Origin of the sequence: Sutcliffiella tianshenii, assembly GCF_016908565.1 — a bacterium.
GTDB lineage: Bacteria > Bacillota > Bacilli > Bacillales > Bacillaceae_I > Sutcliffiella_A > Sutcliffiella_A tianshenii.
This window is the reverse complement of the sequence record NZ_JAFBED010000003.1, coordinates 342377-356915: the sequence shown is the minus strand read 5'-3', so window position 1 is coordinate 356915 and position 14539 is coordinate 342377. Positions and strand designations below refer to the sequence as shown.

At 47.4% G+C, this 14539-nt stretch carries 13 protein-coding genes; 12 read left to right on the top strand and 1 reads right to left on the bottom strand.

The features are described 5' to 3' along the window. Nucleotides 1-6 precede the first annotated feature (6 nt). The 7 genes from JOC95_RS08685 to JOC95_RS08655 all read left to right on the top strand — a co-directional run bounded on the left by JOC95_RS08685 (nt 7) and on the right by JOC95_RS08655 (nt 8343). Nucleotides 7-1179: a sugar ABC transporter permease gene (locus tag JOC95_RS08685; RefSeq protein ID WP_204415209.1), complete on the top strand. Its 1173-nt coding sequence runs from the start codon at nt 7-9 to the stop codon at nt 1177-1179. 176 nt (nt 1180-1355) lie between these two features. Beyond that, nucleotides 1356-2333, top strand: coding sequence for a sugar ABC transporter substrate-binding protein (locus JOC95_RS08680; protein ID WP_204415207.1), 978 nt, complete (start codon nt 1356-1358; stop codon nt 2331-2333). Continuing rightward, nucleotides 2330-3772 (top strand): sensor histidine kinase, encoded by a 1443-nt coding sequence (locus JOC95_RS08675; protein ID WP_204415205.1) that lies wholly within the window; start codon nt 2330-2332, stop codon nt 3770-3772. The genes JOC95_RS08680 and JOC95_RS08675 overlap by 4 nt, the downstream gene beginning before the upstream one ends. After that, nucleotides 3769-5310: a response regulator gene (locus JOC95_RS08670; RefSeq protein WP_204415203.1), complete on the top strand. Its 1542-nt coding sequence runs from the start codon at nt 3769-3771 to the stop codon at nt 5308-5310. The genes JOC95_RS08675 and JOC95_RS08670 overlap by 4 nt, the downstream gene beginning before the upstream one ends. Nucleotides 5311-5338: 28 nt before the next feature. Beyond that, nucleotides 5339-6406, top strand: a complete 1068-nt coding sequence (xylF, locus tag JOC95_RS08665; RefSeq protein ID WP_204415202.1) for a D-xylose ABC transporter substrate-binding protein — start codon at nt 5339-5341, stop codon at nt 6404-6406. Between the two features lie 87 nt (nt 6407-6493). Further along, nucleotides 6494-7468: an exonuclease domain-containing protein gene (locus JOC95_RS08660; protein WP_204415201.1), complete on the top strand. Its 975-nt coding sequence runs from the start codon at nt 6494-6496 to the stop codon at nt 7466-7468. Nucleotides 7469-7560: 92 nt separating this feature from the next. Next, a complete protein-coding gene (locus JOC95_RS08655; protein WP_204415200.1) occupies nt 7561-8343 on the top strand; it encodes an SDR family oxidoreductase in 783 nt (260 codons plus the stop codon). An 81-nt stretch (nt 8344-8424) separates the two neighbouring features. On the opposite strand, the gene JOC95_RS08650 is transcribed toward JOC95_RS08655, so the two are convergent. Further along, nucleotides 8425-9651, bottom strand: coding sequence for a helix-turn-helix domain-containing protein (locus JOC95_RS08650; RefSeq protein ID WP_204415199.1), 1227 nt, complete (start codon nt 9649-9651; stop codon nt 8425-8427). 129 nt (nt 9652-9780) lie between these two features. Here JOC95_RS08650 and JOC95_RS08645 point away from each other — a divergent pair, with 129 nt between their 5' ends. From JOC95_RS08645 to JOC95_RS08625, 5 genes are all read left to right on the top strand, one after another. Next, nucleotides 9781-11070: an MFS transporter gene (locus JOC95_RS08645; RefSeq protein ID WP_204415198.1), complete on the top strand. Its 1290-nt coding sequence runs from the start codon at nt 9781-9783 to the stop codon at nt 11068-11070. A gap of 51 nt (nt 11071-11121) precedes the next feature. Then, the gene (locus JOC95_RS08640) at nt 11122-11937 is read left to right on the top strand and encodes an EcsC family protein (protein ID WP_204415197.1); all 816 of its coding nucleotides are present in this window, start codon (nt 11122-11124) and stop codon (nt 11935-11937) included. A 20-nt stretch (nt 11938-11957) separates the two neighbouring features. Beyond that, on the top strand, nt 11958-12212 hold the full coding sequence (locus tag JOC95_RS08635) for a hypothetical protein (RefSeq protein WP_204415194.1): 255 nt from the start codon (nt 11958-11960) through the stop codon (nt 12210-12212). Between the two features lie 86 nt (nt 12213-12298). Next, nucleotides 12299-13084 (top strand): cupredoxin domain-containing protein, encoded by a 786-nt coding sequence (locus tag JOC95_RS08630; RefSeq protein WP_204415192.1) that lies wholly within the window; start codon nt 12299-12301, stop codon nt 13082-13084. Between the two features lie 165 nt (nt 13085-13249). Next, nucleotides 13250-14494: a helix-turn-helix domain-containing protein gene (locus JOC95_RS08625; protein WP_204415190.1), complete on the top strand. Its 1245-nt coding sequence runs from the start codon at nt 13250-13252 to the stop codon at nt 14492-14494. Nucleotides 14495-14539: the final 45 nt, after the last annotated feature.

Here is a 14539-nt window from a genome sequence, read left to right as displayed (position 1 = left end):
AATAGAATGAATGTGATACAGGAAGCAAGAACGTTGATTCATGAAAATATTCGCGATTATGGAATGTACATCGCACTATTCGTTATTATTCTTACTTTTTCCATCATGACAGACGGACTCTTCATGAGTTCCCGGAATATCAGTAACCTGCTTGATTCTGCGGGATATATCGCAGTGCTTGCGGTCGGGATGACCCTCGTCATCGTCATCCGCCATATTGATTTGTCTGTCGGGTATGCGGCCGGTTTCCTCGGGGCGATCGCTGCTATCCTTTTGACACAAACTGGAGTCCCGGTATTCTTGACGATTCCTATCATTCTAGTATTAGGTGTGGCAATCGGGCTTTTCAACGGGGTGCTAGTTGCGAAGATCGGAATTCCTTCCTTCGTTGCGACGCTTGCCGGGATGCTCATCTTCCGTGGTGCGCTCTTGCAGGTAACGGAAAAGACAGGGACCATCATCATCCAGGATGACAAATTCAATGCAATCGGGAATGGCTTTATTCCATCCCTGATGCAGGTGAGCGGGCTACATCTATTATCCTTGCTTGTCGGTGTTGTCGGAATTCTTCTATATATCTATAGTGAATTCTCCAATCGCAAAAATAAAATCAAGTACAACTTCGAGGTCGTGTCCAAACCGATTTTTGCATTAAAATTGGTGTTCGTTTCCGGGATCATCGGATACATTACGTGGATACTGGCAGGATATAACGGATTCTCCTGGACAGTCATCATCATGTTACTGGTCGTTATCATCTACCATTTCCTTACGACTAAAACCGTGCTCGGCCGCCATATCTATGCAGTCGGAAGCAACCCGGAAGCTGCTCACCTTAGCGGGATCAATGTGAAGAAGATCACCTATATCGTGTTCGGTTCCATGGGGATGCTTGCTGCCCTATCCGGTATCCTTTTCACGGCACGTCTGCAATCGGCTACAACTACGGCTGGAACCCTTTTCGAGCTTGATGCCATCGCTGCAGCTTATGTCGGGGGCGTATCCTCTGCAGGAGGAGTCGGAAAAGTGACAGGCGCCATCATCGGTGCGATCGTAATGGCGTCGTTATCCAGCGGGATGAACCTGCTAGGTGTCGGCATCTCCTATCAGTATATGATCCGTGGTGGGGTGCTTGCAGGAGCGGTGATCTTTGATGTGATGACCCGTAAAAAACGTTAATAACATGAGGGGCTGGAATCGGTCCCTCGCTTTTTTATCCTCTGATCCCCTCTTTTAAAAATAATCCTACAAAAACTTTTAATCTGCCAATCATTGGTTCTATCAGCAAGTATTGTGCAATTTTGAATAGATGATATGATGAAAATAACATCATGGAGGGGAAGGGGACAGGTCTCTTGCGGAAAACTAGTATTATCGTGCTATGCATTTTGATTGCGATACTTTGTAATTTTACCTTCGTCTCAGCCGGCAAAGTTTTTCGCTCGGATTGGAAGCTGCCTCCAAGGGTAGCCGAGAGCGAGGAGCAGCACCGTCTTGTACTCATCACCCAGGATAGGGAGACGCCTTTTTGGGATGAGGTCGCGAGCGGTGCGATGAGGCAGGCCCGGATGGAAGGGGCGAGCCTCGAGGTCTGGGGAAGCTACGGCAAGAACAAGGAAGAATTTTTGAAAAGCATCGAAATCGCCATTCAATCAAAAGTGGATGGCATCATCATACAGGGTCTGGACAACGAGGAGTTCAAGGACCTCACGAAAATCAAGGCCTCCTTTTACGGCATTCCAATCATCACGGTGGCGAATGATGTCCCGATGAACGAGAGCCTTCGCAGGACGTATGTCGGTTCCGATCAATATATGGCCGGGAAAATGATTGCGAGAGAGCTTTTGAATGAGATGGGTGAGGAAGGCAGTGTTGTGCTCATGTACGACAGCCAAAAGGAATTTTACCAGCAGGAGCGTTTGAAAGGTATCGAGGAAGTACTAAAGCATTACCCGAACATCGAGATGGTCCATGCGGCTACCGAGGATACCCGCGAGCAGATTACCGCTTCGACAAGGGATGTGCTGAACAGAGCCCCTGATGCCGAAGCCTTCATTGCGGTCAATGCAAATGTGGTGGGGGCCATGATCAAGGAAGTTGGTAAGCGCTCTCAAGTGGCACCTTATCACATCTATTCTTTTGACGATGGACCTGAATCGCTGTCCTTGCTGAGGCAGGGAAAGCTTGACGGAATGATCGAACAGTCGCCGGAGATGATGGGGCAGGTCAGTGTGCAGCTGATGATGGAGTGGCTGAACGGAGTGACCGTGCCACTAGATAAAAACGGGTATTTAACGGAGATTACTATCTTGAAAGCGGCGGATGTGCAATGACCAGTATCCAAAAGAAAATATTGACGCTCACCTCGGTTGTACTGGTCATCATGTCGGTAATTTGGTTAGCGCTTACATATTACAACCATAAAACACAGCAGCAGTACAATGAAATCCTGCAGCGTTATTTAAGCATGAACGAGGTGACAACTGCAAGTCAGCAGGTCATCACCGACCTTAACAACTATATGATTCAGCCGTCCAAGGGGAACAGAGAGCGACTGGATGCGAGCAAGGAGAAGATCCAGCAGGCTAAAAATGACGTCTCGAAGCTTCGGAATACCGAGAATAATTTTACCTTGACGAACTATATCAATCTGATTGACAGTTTTATGGAAACGACGGACCGTCTGCTTCTGTTCCATGCTGAAAATGATAGTGAAGCGTCCGCCAACGAGTTCACCGAAGCGACGCGGATCTCCACGTATATGTCGGAAATGTCACTCACGCTCCTTGATACGGAGCTGAAGACGTACAACCGTTTTTACAGGGGGATCATCGAGCAGTCGGGGGAGGTCATGAAGCTTGGGATCTGGGTGTTGCTCCTGATTGCCTGCGTTCTTTTGCTTGTCACATACTGGTTTTCTTTGAGCATCACAAGGCCTGTATACAAGCTGACAAAAGCGGCAAATGAGCTGTCCAAGGGGAATTTCGGCCAACCGGTCAAGGTCGAGACGAATGATGAAATCGCCTTTTTGGCAAAAACCTTCGACCGGATGCGGATCAATATCAACAATCTGATTTCGGAAATCAAGCATAAGGCACAGCTCGAGCGCGAACTCCAGGAGAGCAAGCTGCTTCTGCAGGAAAGCCAATTCCGCAGCCTGCAAAGCCAGATCAACCCGCACTTTCTTTTTAATACCCTGAATACCTTGTCAAAAAAAGCGTATCTCGAAGGCTCGGAGGAAACGAGCGACCTCCTGGTGAGTGTGGCGGGAATCCTGCGTTACAACCTGAAGAGGCTGGACCGCTCGGTGACGCTCCATGAAGAAGTGGTCGTCTTAAAGCAGTACATGGATATTCAAAAAGCGAGATTCACAGACCGACTTCACTTGCATATGGAAGTCGACCCGTCATGTCTTGGGATGAAAATTCCGGCGCTGACCCTTCAGCCGATCATCGAAAATGCCGTCATTCATGCGGTGGAGCCGAAAGAGGATGGTGGCGTCATCTGGTTCCGGGTGATGGAAGAAGCGGACCATATCCGGATCGAAATCGAGGACGACGGATTGGGCATGACCGAGGAAAAGAGACTGCAGATCATCAACGAAACACCGGTCCTGTCAGAAAGCCATTCTACAGGAATCGGTTTCAGCAACGTCGTCAAGCGCCTCCGCCTTTTCTACGGCTATGAGGATGTGATCGATATCGAAAGCGTGGAAGGCAGGGGTACGAAGGTCATTTTGAAAATAGAAAAACAAGGAGTCGATGCGGCATGATAAAACTCCTGATCGTGGATGATGAACAGATAGAACGCGAAGGCATGCAGGCCATTCTGGAAAAAGGGTTTCCCGGAATTGTGGTAAGGCAGGCTAAAAATGGGAGAATGGCAGTGGAGATGGCGGGGGAATTCCGACCGGATTTAGTCCTGATGGATATTAAAATGCCAGGAATGAACGGGCTGGAGGCGGTGGAGCTGATCAGTGCCGACAATCCAGCAGTGAAATTCATCATGGTCACCGCTTTCGACACCTTTGACTATATGAAGCAGGCAATCAAGCTTGGTGTAAAGGACTATGTACTGAAACCGAGCAAAGCAAGCGAAATTGTGGTGACAGTCGGAAAAGTGATCGGCCAGATCGAAGAGGAACAGAAAAAGCTGGCAGAAAGCAAGGTGCAGCAGGAAGCGTTGCAGAAAACCCTGTCACTTGTGGAAACAGACGTCGTGACACAGCTTCTGTTCGACCATGTGCATGAAGTGCATCTGGATATGCTGGTGGAGATGCTCGATACGAAGTCGACGGATGAGATGTTTGTGATGCTCTTGATGCTGCCTGCGGGTTCAGAGCATCTTTATCCCACAGTTAAGGAAAAGGTGAGGAGGACAAAGAGCGGATGGATCGGGGCACTAAACGGTTCGCAGCTTCCGGTTATCGTATTTCGTGATCGGTCAAGGTCGTACCGGGCGCAGGCGACAGCACTTGCTCGAGAGATCCTTGCTTTAGGAAGCGCCGATCCTGTTCAAGGCTGGTTTATCGGGATCGGAAGCGTGTGTGACTCGCTGAATCGGGTACGGGAATCCTATCATGATGCACTCATGGCAACAGTGAATACAGGTCTGCCTGTTAAGTATCGTTTTTCTTCGGATGTACCGGTCATGGGGGCAGGCAGTGAGGCGGACCTGAACAGGCATCAGAAAAAAGAGTTTGCCGATGAAGTCAGGCTTGGACAGTGGGATGAGATACGTTCTTATGTGATGAGCATGATTCAATGCTTGGAGAAGGAGCGGACTGAGCTATTGCATACACAGCAACGGGTGCAGGAGGTGCTGTGGGTGGCTTCACGCGTGCTGAGTGAAATGGGGGTGGAGATCGGCACACCGATGTATTCTTTTAACCTATTGGACTACCGTCAGCTTCGGACAGAAACGGGGCAGCTGCTTGATCGTATGAGGCAGGCCTATATCGGGCATTACGCCCGGATGGAAGCGGACACGATCCACCAATTAAAGCAGTTTATCATGGAGCACTCCCACGAGGACATCACCCTAGATGCCCTGGCGGATAAAGTAGGGCTCAGCCCGATCTATATCAGTAAAATGTTCAAGGAAAAACTAGGCGTCAACTATATCGATTTTCTGACAGAATGCCGCATTGAAAAAGCGAAGCGGCTGATGGGGGATCCTGAAAGAAGCATCAAGGAAATCACCTTTGAGGTCGGCTATCACGATCCGAACTATTTTTCAAAGGTGTTCAAGAAAATGTGCCACATGTCTCCGAAGGAATATAGGAAAACATTGCTTGGCAATAAAGTTTGATCAGGCAGGATAAAAGGGGGAGAGGCAGATGGGTTTGTGGCGTGTATTATTTTTTATGTTGGCACTGACGCTGGTCTTCTGTGTTGCCTCTGCTTGCGAAAATACAGCGACAACATTGGAGCCAGTGGTTCCTACTAAGCTATCTGAAAAGGAAACGGTCGATGATGGCAAAATCAAAATCGGGTTCTCGATGGATACACTTGAGGAGGAACGCTGGCTGAGGGATCGGGATCTGTTCAAGGCGGCGGTGGAAGACTTGGGAGCGGAAGTGAAGATACTCGCGGCAAACGGGGATGATGCCGAACAGGTGCTGCAGGCCGAAAAGCTAATCGCAGAAGGTGTCGACTTGCTGGTGGTGGTGCCGCATAATGCCGAGGCGACCGCAGCCATCGTCAACAAGGCGCATCTCGCCGGAATACGGGTCATCTCCTACGATCGTTTGGTGAAAAATTCGGATATCGACCTGTATGTCTCTTTTGACAATGAAAAGGTGGGAGAATTGCAGGCCGAGGCGATCACAAAGCTCGTCCCGAAAGGTAAATATGTCTACATTGGTGGGGCAGAGACGGACAACAATGCACATCTTTTCAAAAAAGGCGTCTTCAACGTGCTGCAGCCACTGATAGACAAGGGCGACATTACGGTGGTGTATGACGAGTGGACCCGGAATTGGCTGCCTGATAACGCCTTTGCCAACATGGAAGCGGCGCTTGCTGGCAACAATAATGACATAGACGCGGTCATTGCCGCCAATGACGCCACAGCCGGGAAGGTCATCGAAGCCCTGGAAAAACAGGGACTCGCAGGCAAAATTCCGGTTGCGGGCCAGGACGCAGAGCTATTGGCGGCGCAGCGGATCGTCCAGGGAACACAGACGATGACCGTTTACAAGCCGATCCAGACATTGGCCCAAGAGGTGGCCGAGCTGGCAGTGCGCATGGCTAAAGGCGAATACATCGACACCGACCGAAAAGTCAACAACGGCAAAATCGAAGTCCCATCCGTCCTGCTCGCACCGATAGCGGTGGACAAAGAGAATATGGATGAAACCGTGATTCGCGATGGATTTCACACGCGTGAAGACGTATATCGATGAGACAGGGGGACAGGTCCCATGTCCCGCCTAGGGCGGGACGAGGGACCTGTCCCCGTGGTATGATAGTGGGAAAAGGAGGAGACGCTAATGGACTTTATCGCGCTTGATTTTGAGATAGCAAACAATGATTTGAGCAGTGCCTGTTCGTTAGGGATGGTGTTTGTCGATCAGAATAGGATTGTGGACGAGAAGTACTATTTGATTCAACCACCGGGGCTTAAGGTGGACAAGTCCTTCACGAAGGTGCACGGTTTGACGGAAGCGGATTTGAAGGATGCGCCGACATTTGATGAAGTCTGGGCCGAAATCAGCGGCTTCTTTCATTCGGATACATTGGTTGTTGCACATAACGCTTATTTTGACATGAGTGTTTTAAAAAGCACCCTGCTCCACTACTCCTTGGAGATCCCGGAATTCAACTATGCCTGCAGCATTCCGATCAGCACGCGCGGATTGAACGGATTCAAGGTGGGGGGATCGCTGAAGGCAAGAGCCGAGCATTTTGGTGTGGAGCTTGACCATCATCATAATGCCCTGTCCGATTCACGAGCCTGTGCTGAAGTGGTATTGCGATGTGTGGAACTGAGAAAGCGGAAATCGCTCCAAAGCTTCTGCAGCACGTACTCATCGATTCCGGTAAAGAGTTTTGTAGATTTGAAGCCTCAGACGAGTTTTTACACGAAAACAAAAACAAGAAAGTCAAATGTGCGAAAGACATTTAACTCTGTCTCGGTAAGTGATATCACCCCTTCTGCCACTGAATTTGACGACAAGCATCCGCTTTTTGAAAAGAACCTCGTCTTCACGGGCGAACTGACCAGCATTGATCGGGCGGAAGCAATGCAACTGGTGGTTGATAAGGGAGCCGTCATCAAAAGCGGAGTCAGCGGCAAAACTGACTACCTCATCGTAGGACAGCAGGACCCGACCATCGTTGGCCCGGACGGACTTAGCACGAAGGAAAGAAAAGCCCACGAATTGATGAAAAAGGAAAGCAAAATAAAGGTTTTGAAAGAAGAGGAGTTTTTGAAGTTGATAGGGACAGGTTCCGTGTCCCACTGAATGGGACGAGGGACCTGTCCCTAAATTAAGTTTGATGCAGCCTCCTAATGGGAACAAAGAACGATAGCGAACTTTGTGAGGAGGAAAACAATATGAGCAAAACGATATTCATTACAGGCGCCGGTACCGGGCTTGGCAGGGGAGCTGCACTCGGTCTTGCAAGGAATGGTCATCGTGTGATTGCGACGACCGAGCTGACTTCCCAGAAGACGGATCTTATGCGGGAGGCGGATGAAAAGGGGCTTGATATAGAGGTTTTTAAGCTCGATATCACGAATCGTCTCGACCTGGAGCAAATCTATAAGTATGATTTTGATATATTTGTAGCCAACGCTGCAATCAATGAAGGTGGACCGCTTGGGGAAGTGCCCATGGAGAGGTTCCGCTCATTGTTTGAGGTGAATGTATTTGCCACGCTTGAGTCTGTTCAGTATGCTGCGCGTAAGCTGGTGAAAAAAGGATCCGGAAAGATTGTCTTCATGAGCTCCATGGCCGGCATCTCCGCAACCCCATATGTCGGCCCATATACAGCAACCAAGCATGCGATTGAAGGGATTGCCCAAACGATGAAATCTGAGCTTGCGGAGTTCGGGGTAAAGGTGGCAACCATCAATCCAGGTCCATATGCAACAGGCTTCAATAAACGGGCAGCTGAGGAAAAATGGAAATGGTACGAGGAAGAGAAGCATTTTACCAGAAAAGAAGATATGAAAGAACAGGAAGCAAAGCTAAAAGAGTTTGACCCACAGGATATGATCGATGTCATGGTTGAAATCATCCCGGCAGATCACCACAAATTCCGCACCGTCCATCCGGAAGAAACAGAAAAGCAACTGAAGGAAACCGAGCAGGAGCGGTGGGGAATGGAGATTTGATTGAATGAATAAAGAAGGGGCCTGCCCCCCGCTGCGTTAATGCTTTAACGTGGCGGGGGTCAGGCCCCTTTTTAAGTTGGGTCACAGAACCCTATCCCCACGGATTTTCACTAAAGCCTCCAGACTGAATCTCTTTAGCTGTGAGTCTGGCATTGGGGCGAGGTTTTCAACTGCTGTTTCTGCAGCAGTGATGGCTTCTTCGTGTCTGCCGAGTTCTGCAAGGATCAGTGCTTTGAAGGTATCCTTGATATAATGGTTGGTCAGGTCGATCGGATGATGATTATTGATGGATCCCACCTTTTCGATTGTTTGCAGGGCCTCTTCATAACGTCCCAGATAGTAGAGTGCCTTTGCTTTTTCCAAGTTGAACCACGTATCATAGTCCTTCATTCGTTCGGGATCGGAGAGGAAGCTCTCTGCTTTATCGAGCGCTTTGCTGTATTCCTTTTTTTCCGATATCAGTTCGATGATTTGAAACAATCTGTAAAAGTAGATGGAGATTGAGTCATCAGCAAATTCCCCGTACTGTTTCAGCTTTTTTAAATAATAGTCCATCTTTCTTTTATTCTTGTCCATCCATGCATGCGCCGCGGCAAGGCGGTACAGGTCGTCTATCAGATAAAAAATCCTCTTTTCCTTGGAGAAAGCGAGTGCATTTTCCATGGCTTCAACCGCAGCTTCGTATTCCCCTACAGCAAATAACAAGATTGCCTCATGATAGTCCAAATCAAGCCTTGCCATAGGTTCAATATAGGCATGGTTAGTTTCGATTTCCTTCCTTTCGATCAGGAAAATTTCGAGCGCCTTTCTGTAATCATGCTGATGAAACGAGATATTCGATAAGAATATCCCGATGGCAGTCCTGTTGGAAGAGATATTCATCTGATCAAAAATGTCCGCTGCCCTTTTTAAATATTTCTGCCAGTCTGGCTTCTTTTCACGTTGCAGGGCATAGCTATAAATCTCCATCAAGCGTGCACTCTCAAAGCCTTGGGTCAGCTTATCAATGAAGGGTGCTATCAGCTCGATCAATTGCATAGATTTATCTGGTAGAACAGCAAGCGGGGTATTATGTATTTTTTCACCCTTCTCCAGAACACTTCTCAGCTCCTCGGAACTGACTTCCCCCAAGAGTTCTGCCAATTCCACTCCCAACTGCCCGGCAATATGTGTCAGGCTCTCCATGGAAGGATTCGCCTTGTTGTTTTCAATCAAGCTGAGCATGCCCTTCGTGAGACCTGTCCCGGCAAGAGCTTCGAGCGTCAGCTTCTTCTGTTTTCTTAATTTGCGTATCCGTTCACCAAGCATGTTTGCAGAACGCTCCTTTCTTCCGCCTATTTTGTTTAATTATATTAAACTTTTCCTTGAAAGGGAAGAGCGGTATGTGATATGATTTGTTTAATTAAATTAAACTTTATGAAAATTGGGGTGTTGTTAATGGAGGAAAGCTATAAAATAAAAAGGGCAACCTATCACCTTTATACCTTTATGATCAGTAAGCTTGTTGCATCATTTGGTGCTCAGGTCTATACTTTCGCAATCAGTTTTTACATTTTACAGACAACGGGATCTGCGACGAGCTTTGCGGCGAACCTGATATGCAATATTCTCCCACGTACACTGGCAGCTCCATTTGCCGGAGTCATCACAGACCGATATTCAAGAAAAAAGATTGTCATCGTCTCCCAGATTGCCACCACCTTCGCGATAGCAGGTCTTCTAATTTTTATCCTTACATCAGGACTCTCCCTACCGGCTATTTATGTCACTACATGTATTTTGTCGCTTACCTCCATGTTTTCCGGAATTGCATTCACTTCATCCATTACAGGACTAATTGATAAGGATCGAATCCAAAAGGCGATGGCCTTGAATCAAATGTCCATATCTTTTGCCGCGATCGGAAGCCCTGCGGTCGGGGGATTATTATATGGAACAGTCTCCATTCCGGTATTTCTGATTATTTATATCATGGCTTCCATCATTGCAGTAATCCTTGAATCAACGATGAACTTCCGCCTATTTACAACTGTACAGAAAAAGGAAGCAGAAGAAAAAGTGAAAGAAACCATGTGGCAAAGCATCAAAGCTGGAATAGGCTATCTGCGCCTGAAGCCTGTCATCATGATCATGCTTTGGATCAGCTTGCTTATCAATTTCCTTTTTGGAGCATTTGAAGTCGGGTATTCCTATATCCTGATTGAAAAGTTGAATGTGGAGTCCCGGCATTTTGGCTTGACCCAAGGAGCGTTCTCCCTTGGAATGCTGCTCTTGTCGATCTATTTTTCTGCCAGAAAAGAAGTTCGCTATCCGCTTTTGGTCTCCAAGTGGGGTATAGTCGGACTTGGCGTCATAATGGGGGGCATCTCTCTGCCACTTGTATTGTCCATATCCTATTGGATTCAATTCTCGTACTATATGCTGCTCATGTTCTGCTTCGGTTCCATGATTATAGTCGTCAACACACCTATTCAAGTCATGCTGCAAAAAACGATCGACGACGAATACAAAGGACGGGTATTTTCCATCATCGAAACAATGGCAATGGCACTCATCCCACTCGGCATGGTCATCTACGGCATACTCTATGACATCTTCCCGGGACAATGGGTACTGCTCCTGTCGGCAAGCATGCTCGTAACCGTCGTCCTCATCATGGCCAGACCGTCCGTGATCCGCAAAGCACACCCAGAAGTGACGCTGAAAGAAAAAGAAAGCGTCGCCTGACGGGGACAGGTCCCTTGTCCCCAGTGTATAATGTACTTAGGTGATGAAAAGATGGAAACAAGGGACTTTCTCTTAAACGAAATGAAGTTGATTGAGAAGTGGGAAAAGGATCAAAAGGGCATCTGGTTCTGGGAGCGCCTTACCCGTCTGCCATTCAAGCTGCTTGATAAGGTGACGCCGAAATTCATCCAGGCGAAGATCGGAAGCCTGCTCGATGAACTAGGCAGTTACATTCAGAATGGCGGGGAGTATTTGACGAGTGAAAAGTCGGTGCTGCAATACTTTGAAAAGAAAACGGGGCGCAAAACAATAGAGCTATCGGACATTCAAGCTGCACCTGTCAGCGAGATGAAACAGGTCTCACTCGAGCTCTCCGGAAGAAGAAAGACGGCTGCCACGCTACAGGGGGCAAGCACCGGTATAGGTGGACTTTTTACTCTTGCCATCGACATTCCGGCAATCCTTGCGATATCCTTGAAGACCCTCCAGGAGATCGCAGTCATTCACGGCTACGACCCGAAAGACAAAAAGGAGAGGGTCTTCATTTTAAAGTGCCTCCAGTTTTCCACAGCTGATTATGTCGGGAAAAGTGCCATATTGAATGAGTTGGCCGATTTCGGAAACGACGAACGAAAATCAAGCGAAGTCATTTCGCAGCTCCAAGGCTGGCGCGAGGTGACATTGACTTTCACGGAGTCATTCGGTTGGAAGAAGCTTTTTCAGATGGTGCCTGTCGCCGGAATACTTTTCGGTGCCTTTGCCAATCGCTCCATGGTCAGCGATCTTGCCGAATCAGGGACGATGCTATATCAAAAGAGAAGAATTTTGGAGAGACTTGAGAAGGTTTCGAGTCCGGTTAGTGAATAAAAGAGGAAAATCCCTGTCAAATGATGGGGATTTATTTTTTTGTCACTGATTTACCCTTGGCTAACCGGAATTCTCATAGTTATATGGGGCAGCAAATATCGTTATGCTCAAAAATTTTGATATACGGTGAATTCTGGCAGGTTTGCGGTGAAAAAAAGGTCTCTTATGCACAAAAAATCCGTTTTGCGGTGAAAAAAGGCTCTCTTATGCACAATTCGCAACATCCGACAAAAACCGACATCAATCATGCACCCTCCAAAAAGAAGATTTACTAAAAAAGGAAATATTCAGCCTGATGTGTAATATAGCTAAGAAGCAGGACTATTTTCACATAACCCAAAAAGGAGGAGGAACTATAACCATGATTAACAGCTACACAAGGTTCGCAGCGTCAACCCTCGTGCTGCAAGTGTTGACCATCGCAATCTCTGGAGCGTTCGTGCTGAAGCATTTTCCACCAATCCACGTAATGAATGGAGTCATCGCCATCATCATAGCGGCCTTATTGCTAAAAGCAAAATGGAAGTGGACACCGGTATTTGGTATTCTCTACGGACTTTTATTTTCCATTCTTACTGTGCCAAGCTTTGTGATCACCATGTTCCGTCCTATCGATCCGGCATACAACGCGATGCGGGAGGCGAGCAATCCATTTTTCGGTATCAGCTTTTTGACGGCATTGCTTGTTCTTACCGTCCTGATCAGCTCGGTTGCGGGGCTACTTGTCAACCTTGGGAAAATCACCGAAGGTCCGTCATGGTTTCCTAAGCTGAAGGCGGCCATATATGGAGCTGCTGCCATGGCACTTCTTACAAGCATTTACCTTCAATTGCATTGGGTCACCGGAATCAATGCCACAACCGTCGAGCAGCTCCCGACCCTTGTCATGAAGTCGGACTCCATGGAGCCGCCTGCGATGGAAATTACAGAAGGGGAACCGATTGTCCTTCGCATCATAAACGAATCGGACAATGCCTGCCATATTCTAAGCTTCCCAGAGCTTGATGCAAGTGTGCACATGGAGCGCGATCGCACCGGGCTGCTTGTCATTGACCCGGAGCCTGGGACCTATACGTACCAGTGCAAGGCGCACCATGATTATGTGAACGAGAATATTAAAGGTGTACTGACCGTGAATCCAAAATGATGTTCCTTGAAATCCACCCCTCTACCGGGTTGGATTTTTGCATTTTCTATCATATTTTTCGTCATAAAACTACTCCTAAAATATTATTTTTTTCTCAGATTTTCAGGAGGGAATTATGGTAGGATAAGAAAAAATCAGTTTGATAGAACATAGGGGATGGGAATCATGCTGGAAGGTAAGATAATCAAATTCTATCGCGAGCTAAAGGAAATGAAGCAAAAGGACTTAGGGGATGGGATATGTTCGAGTACACATATCAGCAAAATAGAGCGGGGACTCACAGAGGTCTCAGAGGAAACCATTCTATTGTTATCACAAAGATTAGGCATAAAGATGGAAGAGGAATTGACTGACTATCGGAGGGTGGACTTGCTGATAAAAGACTGGCATGCTGCGATCGTGAAAAAGCTCAAATCCAAGGCAGACTCCATCAAGGAGCAGCTGGATGGCATCCATCTTCTGCATATCCAGGATTTCTACCGTTCATATACACTCGTGCTCACGAGGTATTATTTATCTAACGGAAAGTCCGAGGCAGCACACGCGTTGCTAGAGGAAATGGACGTATGGACCGGACTGTCCGATTATGAGGAAAATATGCTGCTGCACATCAAGGGAATCTATTACTTGTCTGTAAAATATGATTATGTCACGGCGATTTCATTTCTTGACAGGATCAGTCTGGAGCATTACCCGAATCAGGAATATTATTATGACCTTGCCATGGCATACAGCTCATTGAACTCTAGGGTCCTTGCGTTTTTCAATGCAAATAAGGCCTTGGCATTTTTTACGAAAATAAGGAGCTTCTCCCGCATTGTGGAGGCGGAAATGCTGATGCTCATCCAATTGGAGCAGTCTGAGGACTATCAGTTTCTCAGCAGTGAATATCATCGCTTGATCGACATGACAGGAGACTATGGCTTGGAGCACCAAAAAGCGATGCTGCATCATAATCTGGGCTATCTTAACTTGCGTCATGGCTATTTCACAGAGGCAAGTCTCTACTACAAAAAGTCGATGGATGCGCGGAATTCCTCCGATCCAAGATATGTCGGTTCGCTTGAAGGCTACATCAATTCTTTGACAAAAGAAGGGAAGACGACGAAGGATAGGTTGTTGAAGCTGGTGGAAGAGGGACTGGCTTTATGCAGAAAATTTACGGATTCTACATTTCATCATCTTTTTACGATGCACCGGTATTCCATTTTAGCGGAAGAAGAGCAGTATTATCGCTATCTTGAGAGTTATGCTTATCCTCACTTTGATAAAAAGGGCTATGTCATGACGAAGGAGCACTATGCCGTGAAGCTATTCGATTATTATATGTCCCAAAACGATATGGAGAATGCGAACCGTTATGCGGGGGCGCTTGTAGAGAAATTCAGAAGGAACAATCAGTTTGTTTGATTATGAATGACGCCGACATCCATAATAAAGCCGCCTGCATCCCCA